20 protein-coding genes, 1 tRNA gene and 2 pseudogenes are annotated in these 20,469 nt (G+C 50.8%); 1 reads left to right on the top strand and 22 read right to left on the bottom strand.

Annotated features, from left to right (window positions below):
- Nucleotide 1: 1 nt before the first annotated feature.
- The 21 genes and pseudogenes from I6G83_RS15495 to I6G83_RS15395 form a co-directional block, all read right to left on the bottom strand.
- Nucleotides 2–265 carry a PAAR domain-containing protein gene (locus I6G83_RS15495; RefSeq protein ID WP_054306584.1) on the bottom strand — a complete coding sequence of 88 codons (264 nt, stop codon included), beginning with the start codon at nucleotides 263–265 and terminating at the stop codon, nucleotides 2–4.
- A gap of 449 nt (nucleotides 266–714) precedes the next feature.
- Nucleotides 715–921 carry a hypothetical protein gene (locus tag I6G83_RS15490; protein WP_152972201.1) on the bottom strand — a complete coding sequence of 69 codons (207 nt, stop codon included), beginning with the start codon at nucleotides 919–921 and terminating at the stop codon, nucleotides 715–717.
- A 168-nt stretch (nucleotides 922–1,089) separates the two neighbouring features.
- Nucleotides 1,090–1,575 carry a lysozyme inhibitor LprI family protein gene (locus I6G83_RS15485; protein ID WP_138111419.1) on the bottom strand — a complete coding sequence of 162 codons (486 nt, stop codon included), beginning with the start codon at nucleotides 1,573–1,575 and terminating at the stop codon, nucleotides 1,090–1,092.
- Nucleotides 1,576–1,640: 65 nt separating this feature from the next.
- Nucleotides 1,641–2,060 (bottom strand): hypothetical protein, encoded by a 420-nt coding sequence (locus tag I6G83_RS15480; RefSeq protein ID WP_138111417.1) that lies wholly within the window; start codon nucleotides 2,058–2,060, stop codon nucleotides 1,641–1,643.
- Between the two features lie 142 nt (nucleotides 2,061–2,202).
- Nucleotides 2,203–2,547, bottom strand: coding sequence for a hypothetical protein (locus tag I6G83_RS15475; protein WP_138111415.1), 345 nt, complete (start codon nucleotides 2,545–2,547; stop codon nucleotides 2,203–2,205).
- 60 nt (nucleotides 2,548–2,607) lie between these two features.
- Nucleotides 2,608–2,928 carry a hypothetical protein gene (locus I6G83_RS15470; RefSeq protein WP_197910548.1) on the bottom strand — a complete coding sequence of 107 codons (321 nt, stop codon included), beginning with the start codon at nucleotides 2,926–2,928 and terminating at the stop codon, nucleotides 2,608–2,610.
- Between the two features lie 59 nt (nucleotides 2,929–2,987).
- A pseudogene (locus I6G83_RS15465) lies at nucleotides 2,988–3,122 on the bottom strand (DUF2345 domain-containing protein); the annotation flags it as partial.
- A 245-nt stretch (nucleotides 3,123–3,367) separates the two neighbouring features.
- Nucleotides 3,368–3,763, bottom strand: coding sequence for a lysozyme inhibitor LprI family protein (locus I6G83_RS15460; RefSeq protein WP_161805820.1), 396 nt, complete (start codon nucleotides 3,761–3,763; stop codon nucleotides 3,368–3,370).
- Nucleotides 3,754–4,047: a lysozyme family protein gene (locus tag I6G83_RS15455; RefSeq protein ID WP_174545392.1), complete on the bottom strand. Its 294-nt coding sequence runs from the start codon at nucleotides 4,045–4,047 to the stop codon at nucleotides 3,754–3,756. The genes I6G83_RS15460 and I6G83_RS15455 overlap by 10 nt, the downstream gene beginning before the upstream one ends.
- A pseudogene (locus tag I6G83_RS23740) lies at nucleotides 4,042–4,155 on the bottom strand (type VI secretion system tip protein VgrG); the annotation flags it as partial. The pseudogene I6G83_RS23740 and the gene I6G83_RS15455, both read right to left, overlap by 6 nt.
- Nucleotides 4,156–4,226: 71 nt before the next feature.
- Nucleotides 4,227–4,979: a hypothetical protein gene (locus I6G83_RS15445; RefSeq protein ID WP_152972252.1), complete on the bottom strand. Its 753-nt coding sequence runs from the start codon at nucleotides 4,977–4,979 to the stop codon at nucleotides 4,227–4,229.
- Nucleotides 4,980–5,002: 23 nt separating this feature from the next.
- Nucleotides 5,003–7,360: a hypothetical protein gene (locus I6G83_RS15440; protein ID WP_072186187.1), complete on the bottom strand. Its 2,358-nt coding sequence runs from the start codon at nucleotides 7,358–7,360 to the stop codon at nucleotides 5,003–5,005.
- An 11-nt stretch (nucleotides 7,361–7,371) separates the two neighbouring features.
- Nucleotides 7,372–9,729: a type VI secretion system Vgr family protein gene (locus I6G83_RS15435; protein ID WP_062778992.1), complete on the bottom strand. Its 2,358-nt coding sequence runs from the start codon at nucleotides 9,727–9,729 to the stop codon at nucleotides 7,372–7,374.
- 68 nt (nucleotides 9,730–9,797) lie between these two features.
- Nucleotides 9,798–10,613 carry a lysozyme inhibitor LprI family protein gene (locus tag I6G83_RS15430; RefSeq protein WP_054307953.1) on the bottom strand — a complete coding sequence of 272 codons (816 nt, stop codon included), beginning with the start codon at nucleotides 10,611–10,613 and terminating at the stop codon, nucleotides 9,798–9,800.
- Between the two features lie 393 nt (nucleotides 10,614–11,006).
- Nucleotides 11,007–11,498, bottom strand: a complete 492-nt coding sequence (hcp, locus tag I6G83_RS15425) for a type VI secretion system effector Hcp (RefSeq protein ID WP_015671822.1) — start codon at nucleotides 11,496–11,498, stop codon at nucleotides 11,007–11,009.
- Between the two features lies 1 nt (nucleotide 11,499).
- Nucleotides 11,500–13,197 (bottom strand): OmpA family protein, encoded by a 1,698-nt coding sequence (locus I6G83_RS15420; protein ID WP_054305520.1) that lies wholly within the window; start codon nucleotides 13,195–13,197, stop codon nucleotides 11,500–11,502.
- Nucleotides 13,197–13,916, bottom strand: a complete 720-nt coding sequence (gene tssL, locus I6G83_RS15415; protein WP_054305519.1) for a type VI secretion system protein TssL, short form — start codon at nucleotides 13,914–13,916, stop codon at nucleotides 13,197–13,199. The genes I6G83_RS15420 and tssL overlap by 1 nt, the downstream gene beginning before the upstream one ends.
- Nucleotides 13,913–15,262, bottom strand: coding sequence for a type VI secretion system baseplate subunit TssK (gene tssK, locus I6G83_RS15410; protein WP_054305518.1), 1,350 nt, complete (start codon nucleotides 15,260–15,262; stop codon nucleotides 13,913–13,915). The genes tssL and tssK overlap by 4 nt, the downstream gene beginning before the upstream one ends.
- Nucleotides 15,263–15,277: 15 nt before the next feature.
- Nucleotides 15,278–16,825 carry a type VI secretion system contractile sheath large subunit gene (gene tssC / locus I6G83_RS15405; protein WP_054305517.1) on the bottom strand — a complete coding sequence of 516 codons (1,548 nt, stop codon included), beginning with the start codon at nucleotides 16,823–16,825 and terminating at the stop codon, nucleotides 15,278–15,280.
- A gap of 33 nt (nucleotides 16,826–16,858) precedes the next feature.
- On the bottom strand, nucleotides 16,859–17,356 hold the full coding sequence (gene tssB / locus I6G83_RS15400) for a type VI secretion system contractile sheath small subunit (RefSeq protein ID WP_015671817.1): 498 nt from the start codon (nucleotides 17,354–17,356) through the stop codon (nucleotides 16,859–16,861).
- An 822-nt stretch (nucleotides 17,357–18,178) separates the two neighbouring features.
- Nucleotides 18,179–18,266, bottom strand: a tRNA-Ser gene (locus I6G83_RS15395).
- Between the two features lie 227 nt (nucleotides 18,267–18,493).
- On the opposite strand from I6G83_RS15395, the gene yccA reads away from it, so the two are divergent.
- The gene (gene yccA / locus I6G83_RS15390; protein ID WP_054305516.1) at nucleotides 18,494–19,150 is read left to right on the top strand and encodes an FtsH protease modulator YccA; all 657 of its coding nucleotides are present in this window, start codon (nucleotides 18,494–18,496) and stop codon (nucleotides 19,148–19,150) included.
- Between the two features lie 70 nt (nucleotides 19,151–19,220).
- Here the strand turns inward: yccA and I6G83_RS15385 are convergent, their stop codons facing one another.
- A complete protein-coding gene (locus I6G83_RS15385) occupies nucleotides 19,221–20,306 on the bottom strand; it encodes an NAD(P)-dependent alcohol dehydrogenase (RefSeq protein WP_054305515.1) in 1,086 nt (361 codons plus the stop codon).
- Nucleotides 20,307–20,469: the final 163 nt, after the last annotated feature.

Raw genomic sequence — 20,469 nt, 5'->3', positions numbered from 1 at the left:
GTTAACCCACCATAGCGTTAGGCAGAGAGCTTATAAGCGTGCAGCCACAGGCGCATTTGTGCCCATGAAACGCCACCGGGATCCCGTTATCGAGATAGTCCGGGTTACCTTCGGTGATGACAGTGGGGCCATGTCCTTGCTGCGGACAGGAAACTTTGTCGCCCTTGCGAGCTACGCCAATGCCACCGAAAATCATGGTGGAGGAACCTGACAGGACTGCGCCGCCGTGAGTGGTTTTATCGCCGATGCGGATGATTCCTTGCATGGTTATATCCTTTAGGTAAATCAGAAAAATGTTCAATGCTAATTACTTCTGGCAATAGTTCTATTCGGCACACTTCCTCCACGCGAGTGGAGGTTTCAGCCAGCTTCAGAGTAAACACGACCTGTTATTCGGCATGGCATATCTTTTCATGTCCGATGAGCAATTTTTCAATAGTATAAAGGCAAAAAACTCTACTTTACGCAGACAATGAATAAACTGGAGAGCGCAATGGTTATTTATCCTTAAAACAACCAGCTATTTAAAATCAAGAAAAATCACCACTTACAATCGGTGCCATCACTATTGTAAGCATTGGTATCATCTTGAAATCTAGTAATCTTATCGGCTATAGATTTATACTCAAATTGATAGAACCTGGCACCTTGTGACATTACTTTATAATAACCACTAATCTTACCATTTATAAAGTCAGTCCATTTAGTAGTTAACTATTCAGGAACTCCCTCTTCATTTTCTTCAGAAACCTCACTGACATAAACCAGTGGTATAGCTACTTTTGATTTCTGATACTTAACGTAACCCAAGCTAATGCCATCTTGATCGAACCGCACAAGTTTCACATTAGTTTTACCCGATGAAAAACATCCAATAGACTGTTCTCCTTTTGCAATGGCAGCAAAAGATGCAGTAGCCAAAGACAACCCTAAAAAATCATTTTATTACGCACAAACTGGCTCTTGACTGGTTTAATTCTCCTTCCCTCCCTAAAAAACACCAATACTCATAACATAAATAATTTTATCAACTTCAGATATAACCCAACCACACCAAATTTAACTTCGGATAAGTAAATCAGGAAAATATCAGCCATTTTCATTCAAATATTTTATGCGTTCATTTGTTTTATCCAACAAACATTTCTCATATATACTTGAGAATGCAGTTCCAGTTTTAGATTCATATGTTTCATAGTCACAATCAGCATCTCTAAGTTTTATCCATGCTTGTTGGGATCTTTTCAAATAAACATCTCTGGATTCATTTTGCCCATAAAACCCAGCGCCTTCTCTTTTGTATTCCCGCATTTTACTTTTATATATAGAAATTAACTCCGCATCAGCCTTTGAATATCTATCTTTTACTTTTAAATAATTATCATCCTCACCTATTGAGTATGCACTAACCGCGAAGGGAAACACCAAAACAGCGTATAGCATTACAATAATTTTTTTCATTACAGATATCCTCTCCAGTACCTCTCCCTGGACCTTGGCCTGCACATCGGCTGTCAGGTAAACACCACAGATAGCACGCACGGCACCAAACTCATCGCTACGCAGTTCAAACATTTTTCACATTAAGCATCAACAGGTGAGAGGTTTTATAGCCATCCTTGAATTCTGCCTTCAATTAACTAACGAATAACACGGGTGTTTTTCCAACCATTGGGATCCCAAATGAATAATTTACTGTGAACCAAGACTTTCCCGATCGGGGATTTTTTCAGGAAAATTTGCGGTGATGGCATATCACACTCAGTATCCAGATTATCATTACTGGACCAGCTGAGCGCTAATTTCTTACCTTCATGTGAAACAATATATTTACCATCACAGGTAAACGGGGCATGCCATGATGACACAGTAACAACTGCATTTTCGTCATCCTTAATTGTAATATTCCAGGTAATGCTTGCTATCTGCCCATCGATCATCTCCTCGCCTTGTTGAGTGTATGAATAAGTTCCAACAGGAATATCACTCGCTGACGTAAAAAAAGCAACACAGCTTAAAATAATAGTAATGCACACACCATATCCAAATTTACCCTTCACTTATACACCTCTTCAGAACAATTAGTCTCAACCGCATAACCAAGAGAATAGTAGATATGGACACCACCATATTTTGACATAACGTGCACTCCCTCAGAACTTGTACAATATGACACAACCTCTTTGATTTTATTGTTTTTTATTACAAGGCCACGGTGATCATTAAAATTAACATCTCTAACTTCAATGCTGTCGCCATGAAATATAAAGGCCACACTAATTCCCGTCTTAAATTTATGACTTTCAGGAGTACGAAGGGAATATGTATATATTTTTTCCCTGTCGCAACATCTTCTACAGAATCATTAGGCATAATACTTGAAAAGTCACTTCCTCGATAAACGGCGCAAGTTTCTTTTTCAGTGAAACAAATTAATACATTATCCTCGTACAAAGTACCTTTAGTTGTTGAAATCTGCATTTCTGAATTTTCTGAAGACACAATAGCTATGGATAATGGTGTGATGATTCCATCGGCATAAGCCATATAAGGAAAAAATAACCATAAGAAAAGTATCTTTATACATTTGTACATATATCACCATGATTAGTGGCCATCATCAGACCAATGTGGAGGATCCGAAAGCAACTTAAGAACACCATATGATGCCCCGACCTCATGTAATACAGATTGAGATTTCACTAATACATCCACACCAGCAGCATTTTTCACCGATTTATTTATAATTCCAGTGATTGTCATGTCGATTGCACGTCTCTGAGTGTGCCGTGAGGTTAACACTGGTCCATAGACTATGTGATAAGCATTTACCATATCTCGGGCAGCAGCAACTGCATCAGCGCGATTCCCCCTATGAGACCAATCTATATTCACCCCTTCTTTAGCAGGTACAGCAGATGGATTCATACCTTCCTTGACTATTTTCCACGAGTAATGCATCAGATAAACCCGTTCTACAGGTCTGTATCGACATGCTGCCCTGCGGTTATCATGGTGTTTTTTGCGCTGGCCAGCTGCAGGTGCTCCCCGGAGGTAAGGGCAATGCCCTGAGGGGCAGAAGCCAGTACTACGGCGGACTGCAAATCTTTCAGGCGGTTCCGCAGGAGGTTGTTCTGCGCACTTCCTTCATGAGACTGGAGGTTTCAGCCTGTTTCAGAGTAAACGCGACCTGTTATTCTGTATCCTTCTTTAAATACCGGTATCCGAACTTTAAAAAACTTTCACCACTGGGCCACCTTTGCTGAAAAGTTCAACATTCTCATCCATGACATGTCATCCAGCCATTTTCCCGAGTAATTCTTTACCTCATAATTTAAGCTTTGATGCATAAACCTATACTTAAATATTAATATGGGAGAGCCTTCATCTCTTCAATTCTTTGTGCATCGATTCTTGCCATGCATTTATTCACTAACGAAGCATTTGCTGAAGAACCAGGTTCGGCAAAAAGTGCTTCCATCGAGCATTGTGCGTCTCTATATTTTAACCAATTATGCTGAGCAGACCGAAGTTTTTCTGAATATGTTTTTTCCATTACTTTATCTGTGGAGTAAGTATCAGAAACCCTGCCTTTCAATGCTCTGTATTCATCATTTAAATTTTTCTCTGCCTCATTTTTCATTTGTACATAACATGAATCAACCCCATCAGTCGATTTAATTGATGAGCACTCATCATTAGCAAAAGACACAGATGATATAAAACTAAAAAAACAAAAAACAACTATTTTATTTAAAACCACAATAATTTCCCTATTAAGTATTTTTCCCTATGACGACCATCTTCACAACTTGATATTACAGAATTACTCTCAATGTATGAAATCATTTCCTGCCGACTATTGTTCATACCTGAACGCATAGGCCTTTCCCCACTAAAACCTTGATACACAAAGTCAACCAAAACATCTTTTACTTTCTGTTCTAAACTATCCCATGGTAAAACATTGGAAACACCAACTATTTTCTTGGCATAATTAGCCTTTGCTCTAGCAACGTATAAGGGATATATCAGTTCAAATATCATGGTGTTTTTTGCGCTGATCAGGTGCAGGTGCTCCCCGGATGTAAGGGCAATGCCCTGAGGGGCAGAAGCCAGCACTACGGCGGACTGCAAATCTTTCAGGCGGTTCCGCAGGAGCGTTGTTCTAACACTTCCTCCATGCGACTGTATATTTCAGCCTATTTCAGAGCAAACTCAACCTGTTATTCGGCATCCTTTTTTACATACTTCCCATTTACAAAAACATACTCAATTTCGATTTCTGAATTTGTACTATTGCAATTTAATAATATTGAAGAATTACTAAACTTTTCCATGTTTTGATAAATTGGTGTCATGTGGAATCCAAAATCACAACGTTTATCTTGAATATTTATAATCTGAACTACATGACCATTCTCTTTGCTTATAACTTTTATTTTATTGATCACTACCCCATCTTTATCTTTCTCATAAACCCCAATGAAACTATGCTTGTCTGTCTGCCCCCAAAATGGTACATCTAGCTCACCATTTTTACTCGTTATATTAGATTCATTCATGGAGGAAAATTTAGAGAGTACAATATCTAATTTGACATTTTTATTTTTCCACTCACCTTTCAAAACCTGACCATGTTTTGTTATTCTAAAAGGACATTCTGTAGCGTTGTATTTATCACCAGACACGATATACTTTTCAAAATCTTCCTTGCTAAATATCTCACACAATACAATATCACCATCCTTTTCCTTTCCAAACAACACTATCGGTGAATTATGATGATCGTAATAATAACTGCCTTCAATATTAACGTCACTACCAAATGCATATGATTGAATAGATAAATGTACTGGGTATTTCCCGATAGTCCCTGTATAGTTATCTACTACATACCAACTTTCCCTCGCTTCACTGTAGCCACACCCCACACCCCAAGAAAAAATAAATAAAACCATGAGATCACTTAAACTCATCTTACTTATCCTTTGCTTCTTCATTAAAAACCCTCCACAAACATTTTTTTATTCATTATATTTTCAAAATGCTTGCGTCTTTTTTCATAACTATCTGTATGTAGATTTACCTTAGCCGTTATCTTATCTACAATCGCGCCAGCACTACCGACATCTGCTATTGCATACAAGTTTTCACGAAGCCAAAAATATACAGCAGCTCGAACACAGTAAACAGGCCTCTCTAGCAAATAAGGTTTTTCAATAAAATCAACACCATCACCCCATTGTTTTTTATAATAACTAGAAAAACCTTTATAGTTTACTTTACCTGTCAGATGTACTCCGCCTCTCCCACGATACTTACTACCATCACCGGATGCCACATTCCCATTCCCGAGCCGGTTTGCATATACACGATTAGCAATTGCAGTTTCATCAGCGCGGGTTGTTATCTTGTCTCCGGTTTTCTTATAGGAATATTTCCTTGCTTCATCCGGGTGTTTTCTAAAGTATTTGAAATTCACTTTCAAGCCCTCTTCGCTATAGTTTAGCCCTTCTATAGGACTGGCAGTCCCTCCCATTTCCTCTCTCACTTGAGCAAAGAAATGATTAACACGTTGAAGAGTATCTAGTTTGTAATTTTCCACATTATTATTTATTTCATCAGCGAATTGTTGCAAAAATTCTTTTTTAGCTGGAGAACGTAACCCTTCAAATACTTTGTACAGCATATCAACTGTAATGCGGATCTGGCTTGTTACCCCGATAGCATCCAAAAACACCACCGGATGCATATGCCATACCGCCTGACCCGAACTAAACGGCTCCACCTGGCTCATCCACTCCATATCGTCCAGCCACTTCTTCACAAAGCCGATGCGCAAGGTATCGTAGTTCTGGAAAAACGCCGTCCATTTTTGATGGCTGCTGCCGCCAAACCACTCGCTTTGATGCTTTACAATCATCCGGGCAACGATGTCGCGAACACCCATTTCCGGATGCTGCAGCGCGGCAAACAGCTCTCTCTCCGACAGTTGCCCGTCCTTGTCGGTATCCATCTTCTCGAGCATCCCTTTATAAAAGGACGACATCTGCTGCTCCCGGATACCGCGTTCGGGCCTCACCTGCTCGGCAAGCCGCCCGAGCCCGGACTTCATCCAGCCCTCTTGCAGCGAGGCCGACATATCAGGCGTGGTTTCTTCCGCCAGCGCCGTGAACCCCAGTTCCTTCAGGTTGTACTGATCGATCAGATCCACGTCATCCTGGCTCAGCCAGTAGCTCTGCCCGACCTGATACCAGCTCTTGCCGCCGCTCTTCTTCGGGTTGCATTTATCCACCGGCAGGATGATATGCCTATCCTTTTCGACCGGATTGCCCGTATTGCTAAACGTGCTGCCGGAGAGCGTGTAAAGTTTCGCAGTCGGATGGACACGAATGTATTTGCGTCCCGCCGTCACCTTTCCCGGATTATCAAGAAACGCCGGCATGCGGCTGTCGGCACTGAGCACCTCGATATGGGCATACGTGCTGCGGCTGGTTTTTGCCTTGCCCATCGGGGCGATGTCTTCACCCAGAAAACCGATGGCATCACCCGCGCTGATTTTCAGCGCTGTCGCGGGTTTCGTCACGGCATCAAAGATGCCCTGTTCAACCGCTTTCTGCATCCAGAACGGCAGGTGCGCATACTGCTCACCCTCCTCCGTCATATATCCCGGCAGCAGAGTGACCCAGAACTTTTCCTCTGTCAGCTTGCCGTTCTTGTCAAACGCCTGTGCCAACCCAAACGGCTGTAGCTCGGTCGTGCCCGGACGCGTCTTCGGCGAAACAGGCTTATTCAGGAACTCTGTCTCTTCCAGGATAAGGAGCCGCGCTCCCTTTGGGAGCCGTCCTATAGCCTTAGGCGCATGGGGGGTATCCCCTGATTGTCGGCTGCTTTCGTACTTGCCAACTTCCCTTTTAGTCACCTCTTTTTGGGCAACCATGCATTTGCGTTTCTCAAACGCAGACAGCGGCGCCAGCCCCATATAGAGCGAATAAAAATCCAGCTGCGTTTGCTCCTTGCTCTTATCCGGCAGGCAGGTTGACTTCACCAGCACAAACGTCGTCGTATATTGCACGGGCTGATCGAGATAGGTGCTCCTCTGGTAATCCTTGTTCAGACGCCAGGCCACCACCTCACCGTCCGCCATGCACTGCAGCGGAACCGCTGTCTCCGCCATGTTCGGTTTAAGGACAGAACCCGGGGCTGATATCTCCGAGATATGGATCCCGCCATGCCACATGTTATTGGTGCCCGCCAGCCAGGAGCCATGGGGTTCCTGGCCGATCAGAGCCATCATTTCATCCAGCGTGGCGTAGTTCTCTCCGTTTTTCTTACGGGAAGGGAAACAGGTTTTCATTCATGCATTCCTTAGCGTGACATCACACCATTTGATTCAGTCGGCACAAGTTCAAGCGTGGTTTTATCGAAAACGGGCGGCTCGCACTGCATATTGGCTCCCGCCATCGGCACCTGATAGCGCGCCGCTTTGGTAATAAAATCCCCGTTCGTCCCGTGTTCAATCCCGCTTTCACTCAGCTTCAGATACGAACCGCCGCCGTTCAGCGTCAGGGTTTTCGGGGTGCTGATGGTGATTTCATCTTTGCTGCTGGTGACGGTGAACTGCTGGTCGGCACTCATCTCAAGCCGGCTGTGCTGGGCGCGAACTTCTACGCTGCCCTGGTTGGCGATGACCTTCGCCCCGGCTTTATGGGCAAACAGCCCCAGAGACTGCTCCGCGCTGACCGTGACATTCTTCATTGCCCCGATATCAACATGCTGCCCTGCGGTTATCATGGTGTTTTTTGCGCTGGTCAGCTGCAGGTGTTCCCCAGAGGTAAGGGCAATGCCCTGAGGGGCAGAAGCCAGCACTACGGCGGACTGCAAATCTTTCAGGCGGTTCCGCAGGAGGTTGTTCTGCGCCTGAATATCACTGGTCAGGGCTTTCGCCTGTTCGGCAGCCCCGTTCAGTGCCTGCATCTCGCTGTTGGCCTGGGTTATCCGGCTGACAGCCGGGTTCATCTCCAGTACCTCTCCCTGGCCTTTAGCCTGCGCATCGGCTGTCAGGTAAACACCGCGGGCAGCGCGCACGGCGCCAAACTCATCGCTGCGCAGTTCAAAACCCGTACCGCGCTTTTCACGTTGCGCATCAACCAGATGGCCGAGATTGAGCTGGGTCTTGCCAAACTCCGTCGCGAGCTTGATGTGCTCTTCCTGGCGCTTATCCTCCATACGGAGTTTATTGTTCGCCGGGGTTCGCAGGACGTTGCGCGTATGGTTATCGTCAGTGACGTGGTCCGGGTGTTCTGAATCGTGCTGGGCATGGGCGATATACGGACGGTCAGGATCCCCCGCATCAAACATCACCGAGACTTCGGTACCGTCGAGCAGCGGCGCATGAAAGCCGTAATTGTCTCCAGCATACGGCTTCGCTAGACGCAGCCACAAATAGGCGTAGCCCTGCTCGCTGTCGCTGCGGTCGAAGTCCAGCCTCGTGCGGTAGCGGCCCTGATTGTCCAGCCAGGCATAGGTATCACCTTTCTCAGTGCTTTCCACGCGTGCAGGTAAGGTACCGGCAATCACCGGGCGATGATGTAACGGCGGACGATAGCACACGGCTTCACTGTAAGGGATCCCGGTAAAGGTCATCTTAAAGCTTTGCTTACGCGAACCACTGCTCTGCACACCGGTGATAACGATGCCGTTTTTCAGGCTGGCAGGAAGCGAGCCCTGCGGTTCAAGCACCTCCCCCGGTGACAGCACGGGGCTGGTTGTTTTCCCCGTGACCGCCTGCTGCGCATTCAGAATGCGTTCATGGCGCAGGCGGGCATAGTACGCCCCGCTCTCCGGAGTTGCGGCATCGCCTCCGCTCAGGAAAGGTTCTGCGTAGTGATACACCTCGCCCGTCGTGATGCCATCCGTGGTGCTGACAGACGCGGAGCTGTCCTGCGGCTTCAGCGCCTCGCGGTAGTTGTAATCGCGGTTGGCGACACGTTCTGACACCACCTGATGACCGTTTTTTATATCCCAGACGCTGAGCTGCCCGTTATCGCTGGTGCGTGACGGCGGGATCAACGGCAGAACCACGCCAAACTGATAGTGCTCCAGGCTGTCCTGGAAAATCACCACATCCTTTTCGAGACGTCCATCCATTTCAAAGCGCCAGAAGATACCCACTTCGGCAAGCAGGCGCTGCACAAATTCGAGGTCAGTCTCACGCCACTGGGTGAGCAGTTCACGTACCGGATAACTCTGCGACAGACGGAATTCAAAATCATCGCCTGCCAGCCCGTGGGAGCGCAGGATCTGCTCCACCACTTCCACAACGGACTGATTGAGGTAAATCTCACTGCGCTTTGTGTGTTGCATCAGCGCGATGCGCGGCACAATCGTCAGCGAGTACCGGGTTTCATCGGCAGAAGTAGAGAGGCGCTGAAATGTCTGAACCACGCCATAAACGGTACGCACAGGTGTGGCGGGCATACCGTTATACAGCGGAACCTGGAACGTGAACGATGCCGGTTTGAGCAGCATGTCGTCGCTGGAAATATCACTTTCGGAACAGGTTACTTTGACGGTGTAGTGCCACGGTGCACTGAGCTTTTCTTCCGATCTGAAACTGAAGACATCCAGAAAGTGCGGGCACTCGTGAACGTCCAGCTTATAGCGGGACATTCCCAGAAGTTGGTTGATTTTTTCCTTTGCCAAGGCAATCACAGAATCACTCATACTTTAATCCTCTCTCCCGCACTTTCTCATTTATCACTCACTCTCTGGAGAAATAAAAAACTTGATAGTTAGTTATCATTACCAGTTAAATAGGTGATCCTTTCATTAGTCATTTTTGTCTGACACTGATAAATATCAACCCACCGCTGTACATTATCTTTCTCTGACTCGCCATCTGGAAGCTTTCCACATTTAGCCACTTTATTATTAACCCAGACCACTTGCTCTTTTTTCAGTGAATTCCGTGCTGAGTCGGGTAATTCCTTCCATACAGCATTCAACTCACGATCGGCGTTTACATAAGCAGAGCGTGCTGAACTCAGCGCATTCTGCGAGAGAGCACTAATAATCTGTTCTTTGTTTACAGCGAGCACGCTCATATTGAATAAAGCAGCAGAAGCATCAGTTCTGCTGAAGTTGCTAAAAATAACATCCTTATTATTATCAGCAAGTTTTGCACTATAGGCAACGCCATTCCAAATTACGCCATTATTATTTATCTTTCCATATCCGCCAGTGATATAATGTAAGTAATTAGGGATTTTATTTACCACATCCAGCGTGTCTTTCGGGATTTTCATTGAAATAGTTGCACTGCAATTTAGATCATGACTACCTTTACCAGATGTTGATACATTTGCAATTGTCACTTCCATGCTGTCCAGCATACTCTGATAAACTGAAACAGGCTTATCATAATAAAAATTTGATTTTGTAAGATAGTCACTTTGCAACATACCCGAAGCATCGTTTTTTATATAATCAGTAAGCGCTTTAACAGTATCATTCCTGCCACATTTGAAATCGTTAGAATCAAATAACCCGGCATTTACCGAACCAGAAAACACAACAACTGACGTTAATAAAACCATTTTTTTGAACATTTTTTAATTTCCCTTTTTAAACACACATTTTTAATGTGTAGACTCTTTATTTCTTATCTGTCCCCAAACATCAGCGCAATCCCTTCTTCACTCCATCCCAGGGTAAGTGGCTGTAAGCAGGTCGACCGTATTGAAGGATTAAGGCGGCGTAACAGGACAGCTGAATTTTCCATAATTCTCTCTTGATTAATCGGTTCTCCCGGGCACGCTACCGCCCATCACTGTGTACCAAAGCGCATCAGGTCAGATTGCCGGATTGTGATCTCTTTGCTGAACACCCGGATGCCGGATGCTCAGGAAAAAAAGCGGACAGGGGACCTGTCCGCACAGGTTGTTAGCCTCAATCATTCGTGTCGCAGCCAACGTATCTGCGGCGCGAAGTATGACGGGGCATTACGCAGTAGCGCGTTCGTTCCAAGAGTCGGAATGAATGATGTTGCCGTCTTTGTAGGTCCAGGTGATTTTTTCGTAACGCAGCTCGATCTGCTCGAGGTGGTTATGCTTTTCAAACGACGGATCCTTGATGTCGTGCATCAGCGGATTCACTTTCACCACCTTCACGTTCTCCAGTTTGGTGTTGAAGTACTCCACTTCCTGACCGGCATCGTTAATGCGGTACCATTTGAACTCCGCCGACTTCAGGGTCTGGCCGGTGGTGACCGCCTTGTACAGGTACGGGCTGGAGGCATCGATCTCCTTGGTAAACAGGAACGGCGTATGGATACGGGTGCCGGTCAACTTGCCGGTGTTGTTATCGGTCGGGATGTACAGGTTATGTTCCTGCGCCACCACTTCGATGCTGCCGTCGCGATCCTGAACGTCCACCGACCCTTTGATGTCCGCGCCGCCGTCGTCTTTCAGCCAAAGATAAACAGGAATTGCCATTTCATTTTCTCCACTCGTTGTTATCAACGCCGTCACCTTCCAATGATGACGGCGGGGTTGCGTCCGGCAGCCGGCAGGCGTCCGCCTGCGGTACCAGACTGATTTCGACGCGTCGGTTAAGCGCACGGCCTTCCGACGTATCGTTGTCGGCGACAGGGCGGCTTGCGCCGTAGCCCTGCACCGCAAAACAGCTTTCCGGCACGTCGCCGGTATCGCGCATCCAGTTGCGTACCGCCTCGGCGCGCTGCAGCGACAGCCGCTGATTCAGCTGCGCCTTGCCGGTGTTGTCGGTATGGCCGCTGACCACAATCAGCCAGCCCGGTTTGGCCTTGATGCCCACCAGCGAATTGACCAGCATTTTGGTCGAGCCGGCTTTCAGCTCCGCCTTGCCGGAGTCAAACAGCGACATGCTGTCGAGGCGGACAATTTTCGGCGCCGGCGCCTGCGGTTTGACTTCTGGCGGCGGTGGCGGCGGCGGTGGAATATAAGTATCAATCGCCTGCTGTACGCTCAGCCACAACCGCTCGCCCGGATAAAGCCCCAGGCCGTAACGCTGCGGCTCGCCCTGGCGCTGCCAGCGTTCCAACAGCAAGGCATCCTGTTGCAGGGCATGCAGGGACTGCGCTTTCGGCGCGTAGAGCGTCATCGGAATGGCGTACCAACGCTGCAGATCGGAGGCAATCCGCCCGATAAGAGACTGGTTGTGCAGTACGGACAAGCCCAGCGCGCTGATGATGCAAAGCAATAGGGAGATCACCACCCAACGCCCGGTTTTTCCGCCCTGAAGCGGCATGGCATAAGGAGCAAGCACCGGCAGTACCGGGTCGGCAAAATGCCACTGCGCCGGATACGTTGCGGTCGCTGTCGGAGGTAACAATGTCGAATGGCGGAACAGCCACTGCGGCCAGACGGCTTCCGTCTGAGTTCGAACTGCGCCGCTACGAACAACCACCGCAAACGGCGAGACGGCCGGATACAGACGGTCTGCTTTCTTCAGTTCCTCCATCACCACCTGCTGCAGCAGGTTCATTGCATGGGACAGATATGGTAAACGCGTTACGTTTTCAGGCAGGGCACGCCACTCCTCCAGCGTCAGCGCAGGCTCATCCGTCGGGCAGACCAACGGCGTTTTGCCCCGAATCATAATCCACGGCGTTTCCGGCCCGGAAAACTCTCCAGCCAGCACGACAGGAGGCAAATAGCCGGAAAGATTCTTCATCTGCTTCACCTGTTGGCGCAGCACCTTCAGAGAAGCACGCAACAGCCCTTCATCTTCGTGCAAGTCCGGCAGACAGCGGAACATGACGACCAGTTGTCCGGCCATGCGAGGTTCACGCACCAGCAAGCGGTCAGCAAATTTGCTTAACCGATCCGTTGACCCCACTTTCAGATAGCAGCCCTGCGCCGTGGTGCGACATCCACCATCCGCAAACAGGCGATCGTTGATATCGCCGCATACCAGTAAAACTGGGCCGGTAAAACCAGCTGGCGGGTAACCATCCTCATCAACATGCTGGCCAACAGGCTGCTGACGGCGATAGCGGCGATGCATCAGCAGCAGCGCCACCATGAAGCCAGCCAACGTCAGCACGCTTTTAACCAGCACGGAGACATTCAGAAATCCCCACATAACCCAGAGCGCAGCCGCCAGACAAATCAGCACCGGTAATGCAGCCCATATCAGCGCAGACTTTCGCATCAGCGCAGCTCCGGTAATTGCTGGTGCAGAAGGTGTTGCAACCACAGGTGGCCACCTGTCCAAACCAGCGCCGTGAACACCACGGCCATAACGATCCAGAACCACACTGAACGCAGAATGTTGTAGCGCCGCTTACCTGTTTTCTGTACAACCAGATCGCTCCCCGTCTCCAGTCGTGGGACACGCTCGTTCAGGGCGGCAATTACTTCGTCTCGCTGCGATTGTCCGACGCCGGAGAGGCTAAACTGCCCCTGAAATCCCAATGCAAGAACACGCTGGTAGCAGGTCAGCACCGCAGGAACCGGAGACGGCTGACGCAGCACTTCCGCGATGCGGTCATACAATGCACCACCTGCACGCAGCGAGCCAAAGTAACGGGCCTGCAGCGGTGCGGCACGCCAGGCTTTGATGCCTTCGTCCATGTCGGTTTTCTGTAGAGCCTCAGATTCAGAGTCCGGCGAATTCACGTATTCATCTGCAGACACGGGCTTACGGTTCATCACCGCTTCATCCAGCAGAGCACACTGCGCATAAGAAATATGTGTGATGCTCTCACTGTCATAACCGGCTCGTTCCAGCGCTTCACGCACGCTTTCCACCTGTGCACAGCAATTTTTATACAGCGCCTGCCCGTTCGGCGCCTTGGCGCCGTGACGCAGCTGCGCCACGGTAAGCCAGGTATCCGCCATCAGGCTGTCAATATCGATATCCTTTCTCATGAGCGCAGTACCGCAAACAGTTCAAGTTCAAGCTCGCCCAACAATGACGGCACGTAGAACAGGCATACCCCCTGCTCCAGCATGTCATGCGCTGCACGGCTCTCCATATCCAGCACGAAGTACTGATTTTCCAGACGCACCGGCAATGCCGCAGGGACACGGCTGAGAGGGATTAGTCCAATGCCTTCCATTGCTACGCCGGAAATCTGACCTACATCATCCGGAGTTCCGGCCAGGGCCATATCGGCAAACTTCTCAGCCACTTGCCAGGCCGGCAGATTTGAACGGACAGACAGGTAGAAATCGGCTTCTTCACGCAGACGAATATCGTGCAATACCGCTTTCCAGGTCTGCTCGTCCTGGCGAGTCATCTCCACGGCAATAACGCGGGACGGCAGGCTGGCTTCAAGCAGCTCACTAATAAGCTCAAATAGCGGCGGGAAGGTGTTTTCCGGGGCCTGATGGTCATAGCCCGGAATAGCGTCCAGATCGCGATCCAGTGAAAACGTCAGCATACTGCCTGCCAGCCGTGCCAGCTCCGCCCATACCTGCTCAGGATGACGGGCCGGGAAACGTTCAAACTCGGTTAGCACACGAGCATGAGTATTCAGCGCGTTCAGCAACCAGAACAACGAGACGTCGGCAACCGCGAAGTCCGCCATGCGGTCATTACTTTCGCGACGCATCGCCATCAGGCGCTGACGACGAGAACGCAACTGACGATTTAGCAGCACCAGACGTTCGTGCAACAGGCCGCTTGCCGAAAATAGCGCCATGGGCGGGATAAAGTCCGGATCCTGACGCCAGCCTGCGTTTCCGTCCGGTAGCAAACGGGCTACCGCACAGGTCTGCCAGGCATCGTTGCTCTCAGTGTCAAAACGGAAAGCAAGATTAAACCTAGCCACCGCCATCGATTCTTCTTCCTTGCCAAACGCATCCGGAACCACCGCCCACTCTTCACGATAACGCAGCGGGCGCTCGGCCCGCACGGTATCGGTCTGAACGTTAACGATGCCCGGCTGCATCACCGGCAGAGCCAGAAAGACCGTCAGCCGCTCAGTGCTTCCCCTGACGGGGGACGGGATTTCACGCGGCTCAGGCGGCAAATCGCTGTTCTGCGTGTCAACCAGCGTACCGTCGGGCAGCCACAGACGCAGAAACTGTGCCTGAATGCGCCCCGACGCCAGATGTTGATTATCCAGTTCAACACGCTCAACTCCCCACGGGAAAGGTGAGTTGAGGGAAGAGACTCCCGCCCTGGAAAATGCTTCCCATTCAGACTGCTGCTGGAACTGCTGTGGGGCCAGCACGGCCCCGTCAGTCCACAACGGACGATAGATTTTCATCCCCGATAACCCGCCTTATGCTTTCGCCTTCGGCATCTGGGATACCAGCGACAGGTTGACGTCCATCCCTTCCACCTGGAAGTGCGGCACCGCATACAGCTTCACGCGGAAGAAGCCCGGGTTGTCTTCGATATCTTCCACCGCCACCCTGGCGTCGCGCAGCGGGTGCGAGGCCTGCAGCTCGTCGCCCGGGTCGGTCATTTCGGTCACCAGGCTGCGTACCCAGGTGTTCAGCTCCAGCTCCAGCAGGCGGCGATCCTTGGTGGTGCCGATGTTTTCGCGCTGGATCAGCTTCAGGTAGTGCGCGATGCGCGACAGCAGGAAGATATACGGCAGACGTGCGTTGATGCGGCTGTTGGCGGTAGCGTCCGCGGTGTCGTACAGCGCCGGCTTCTGGGCGGAGTTGGCGGAGAAGAAGCACGCATAGTCGCGGTTTTTGTAGTACGACAGCGGGATAAAGCCCAGGTTGGCGAACTCAAACTCACGGGTTTCCGGGATCATCACTTCCGACGGGATTTTCACCTGGTTGCCGGTGCCGAGATCGTAGAGATGGATCGGCAGGTCCTGCACCGCGCCGCCCGCCTGCGGGCCGCGGATCTGCACGCACCAGCCGTTGTTGATAAAGCTGCGCACCATATTGGCGGCGAACGCGAAGGAGGCGTTGGTCCACAGGTATTTATCGTGGTCCGGGCCTTTGACCTCTTCCACATAGTTAAAGCTGCGCACCGGCACGGTGTCCGGGCCATACGGCAGGCGGCCCAGCACGCGCGGCATCACCAGGCCGATATAGCGGGCGTCATCGGTTTCGCGGAAGGCTTTCCATTTGAGGTATTCGGCGCGGTCAAAGTAGTTGCCGATATCCTTAATGGCGGCGACGTCTTCCATGTTGTCTTTCAGGAAAAACTTCGGCCCGGCGGAGCCGATAAACGGCATGTGCGCCGCGGCGGACACCTTGGAAATATTGCGCAGCAGCGCGATATCCTGCGCGGAGGCGTCGAACTCATAGGCGGAGATCAGCGCGCCGATCGGCTCGCCGCCCGGGGTGTCGTATTCGGCAACGTAGGTCTGCAGGTAGAGGCCGCTTTGCACGATTTCCGGCGCGTCTTCAAAATCCTGCCGCAGGTCGTCCTTCGACAGATCCAGCAGCTCGATTTTGACGTTCTGACGGAAATCAGTTTTGTCCACCAGCGACTTCATGCCGCGCCACAGGGATTCAACGCGCTGGAAGTCCTCGTGGTGCATCACCGCGTCCAGCTGGCGGCTGATCTGGTGGTCCAGTTCGGCAATGTGGTGATCCAGCAGGGTCTTGTCGAGTTTTTCCACCTTGTCGCCGGACTGCTTCAGACGCTCCAGGAAGATCTGCATCGCGGCGGTGACGCGTTCGTCCGCCGTGGCGTCGGACATCGTCTGGTTATCCTGCCAGCTGTCCAGCGCGCTCAGCGACGCCACCGGGTTCAGGTTGATTTTTTCAAACAGGGAAGCATACACACCGCCCGCCTGCGGACGTTCCAGCACCACACTCTCACCGCCGGCGGCATTCTCATTTTTTACAGACATCAGCATTTTCTCTCGTTAATCCGTTAAATATCGCGGCCGTTACGGCTGCGCCGGCGCCAGGGCGGACAGTTCATCGCGCAGTTCAGCGCTCAGGGCGGGATCCAGCAGAATTTTCTCCAGCTCTTTACGGAACGTCTGGTTGTCCAGCAGGTTGGCCTTCAGGTCGCGCAGCAGGTTGCGCATGGCCAGCATGGCTTTCAGCTGCGGGATCTGGCGGGCAACCTGTTCCGGGGTGAAATCATTCATCTCGCGGAACGTCAGGCTGACGTTTTCCTCGCTGCCGTCGCCGGCCAGGGTGTTTTCCACCGCCAGGTTGACCGACGGAGAGAATTCGGCCAGCACGCTGTCAAAATTGTTTTTGTTAACGTTGATCTTTTCGCGCTCGGACAGCGGGCGTTGTTCACTGCCGTTGCTGTAATCCCCCACCACCATCAGCTTGAGGGGCAGTTCGACTTTTTTCTGGGCGCCGCCGGTATGCAGGTCCAGCTTGATATTGACGCGGGCCTTGGGGATCTCGGACTGGTATGAGTTAGACATTGGCTATCCCTGTTCTATGCAATAAATAGAAACGCTCAATGCCGTTGATGAATAAAAACAGAAAGGCTGAGTTGCCAGTACGGCACATCCCTGTTTACGTCCTCCGACGTAAATAAATAACCGGGGTCACAGCAAGCGCTTTTATCCATTAGCGACATGACACGGTATCCTAGGTTTTTTCTGAAAAATAAAAATTCAGATAATTACCTATGGCGGGAGTTTAAAAACGTTAATGGCATGATTGAAAATCTTTATATGTAACAAAATGTTTCTTTTTTGCCATCACAAAAAAAGGAAGCATCGAGTTGATTTACAAGAAAAATCCTAACAATACCCACCAAAGCCTTGTGGGATAAGGGCGCACATAAAACGATCGGCGAATCCTAATCTCATAGATTGATCAAAATACGCCTAATAAAAAAGAAATGTCCTAAGGTTTATTTTTTATTAAAAATGAGACGTCTGTCGCTATTCAGCCGTGCGCGATCAACAAAAAGAAATGGCGTGCATTTAAATACCGGAGAGTTGTGCGGCGTCATTTAACAGGATTAATCACTTTGGATACACAGCAGGCTTATTATTGCCGTGCGATACGCTGGGCTCTGCTCGAAATAAACATGCCATTTCGGCGCGGTTAACGTCAGGCGGGTGAAAACGGCGGGCTTGCCAAAGGAAGCGTTACAACGTTGAGGAACTGACGGCGGGGAGAAGAAATTAATACGCGATACGCAACAGCCGCCGCCGCGCAGATACGCTCTGCTGACTCACGGCGGCCCATAACGAAAAACCCCGGGCTTATCGCTAAGCCCGGGGTCTGTAATATGGCGGAGGAGCAGAGATTCGAACTCTGGAACGGTTGCCCGTCGACGGTTTTCAAGACCGTTGCCTTCAGCCACTCGGCCACCCCTCCGTAATGAGGCGAACTATAAACACAGTGCGTGGGCTTGTAAAGGCTGCGGCCGTTCAACCGCGTGAAAAAACAGCACGCTCGCGCCGCTCGCCGAATAAAGCAGCAAATCGTACGCCGTTGCACCAATGATACTAAGGGTAAAGATTGGTAAACAAACTTTAATCAATCGCTTGCGCTCTCTATCATCGTAACTAATTTTGTGATGACCTGATAAGAGAGATCATTCTATGGACCGCACTGTCGTCTCATCCTCGCGCGATTCGCTGCTCAGCACCCACAAGGTGCTGCGCAATACCTATTTCCTGCTTTCCCTGACGCTGGGCTTCTCCGCGCTGACCGCTACCGCCAGCACCATGCTGGGGCTGCCGGCGCCGGGGCTGCTGCTGATGCTGGTCGGTTTCTACGGCCTGATGTTCCTGACCCACAAGCTGGCCAACAGCCCGGCGGGTATCCTGGCCGCCTTCGCACTGACCGGCTTTATGGGCTATACCCTGGGCCCGATCCTCAGCTCGTTCCTGAATGCCGGCGCCGGCGACCTGATTATGCTGGCGCTGGGCGGCACCGCGCTGGTGTTCTTCTGCTGCTCGGCCTACGTGCTGACCACCCGTAAGGATATGTCGTTCCTGTCCGGGATGATGATGGCGGGCTTTGTGGTGCTGCTGGTGGCGGTGATCGCCAACCTGTTCCTGCAGATCCCTGCCCTGCACCTGGCAATCAGCGTGCTGTTTATTCTGTTCTCCGCCGGCGCCATCCTGTGGGAAACCAGCAACATTATCCACGGCGGCGAAACCAACTACATCCGCGCCACCGTCGGCCTGTATGTCTCGCTGTACAACATGTTTATCAGCCTGCTGAGCATTCTGGGCTTCGCCCGCAGCAACTGATTTATCACCGGTAAGATGATGATAAAAGCCTCCGCCTACGCGGGGGCTTTTTTACGTTTAACGGCCGGCGTCAGGCGCTAATCGCCAGCTTAATCACGCCGTCGCGTTTTTCCGCAAACAGTCTATAGGCATCAACGATCTCATCGAGCGGGAAACGATGGGTGATGAGCGGCGTCAAGTCCAGGCCGCCATGCTGCACCACGTTCATCATTCTGCGCATCCGCTCTTTACCGCCGGGGCACAGCGCGGTACGGATGGTGTGGTCTCCCAATCCGTTAGCGATCGCGTTAACCGGTAATTGCAAATCCTCACTGTATACGCCGAGGCTGGAAAGCGTGCCGCCCGGTTTCAGCACCCGCAGCGCCTGATTAAAGGTGTGCTGCGTGCCCAGGCACTCAATGCTGGCGTCCACGCCGCGTCCGCCGGTGATCTTCATAATCTCATCCACCACGTCGACCTGTTTGTAATTGAGCAGCACGTTGGCCCCCATCCGGCCGGCTATCGCCAACTTCTCCGGCGCGCTGCTGACGGCGATCACCAGGCTGGCGCCGCGCAGACGCGCGCCGGCGGTCGCATATAAACCAATCGGTCCCTGAGCAAATACCGCCACCACATCACCAATCTTGATGCCGGCGTTTTCCGCGCCCTTAAAGCCGGTGGACATCGCGTCCGGACACATCAGCACCTGTTCATCGGACAGGCCGTCGGGGATCGGCGCCAGGTTCGCTTCGGCATCCGGCACCAGCACGTACTCCGCCTGGGTACCGTCAATCACATTGCCAAAGCGCCAGCCGGCGGTGGCCTTATAGCCGTGGCAAGCACAGCCGGGCAAATGCGAGCCGTCCTGCGCGGGGTAGCCGTCCTGGCAGGCATAAGACGTGAACGAGGGGCAAATGGCGCCGGCCAGCGCCCGCTGCCCTTCCCGATACCCCTTTACGTTACTGCCCAGTTTTTCAATAATGCCGACCGGCTCATGGCCCACGGTCAGCATCCTGGATACCGGGTACTCCCCTTTCAGAATATGAATATCCGTGCCGCAAATGGTGGTGGTGGTAATCTTCAGCAACGCATCATTGGGGCCGGGGGTAGGAATCGGCTTATCAACAAGCTCAATACGCCCTTTTTCAATAAATGCAGCGGCTTTCATCATACTCATATCAGCGTCCTTAATACTCTGGTTGATGGGACGAACTCGGGCCTAAATGCCCTCTCAGAGTGTAGTCAACGCCGTGGGCGGATGCCGTCCCTGCACCTTCGGCCCCGGTGTTTGCCGCCGCTTAAATTTGTTAGACTGCGCAACGTGATCAGTTACCCGTTAT

Origin of the sequence: Serratia rubidaea, assembly GCF_016026735.1 — a bacterium.
Classification (GTDB): Bacteria; Pseudomonadota; Gammaproteobacteria; order Enterobacterales; family Enterobacteriaceae; genus Serratia_B; species Serratia_B rubidaea.
Note: the sequence above shows the minus strand (reverse complement) of the source record. Positions and strands in the feature narration are given on the sequence as shown.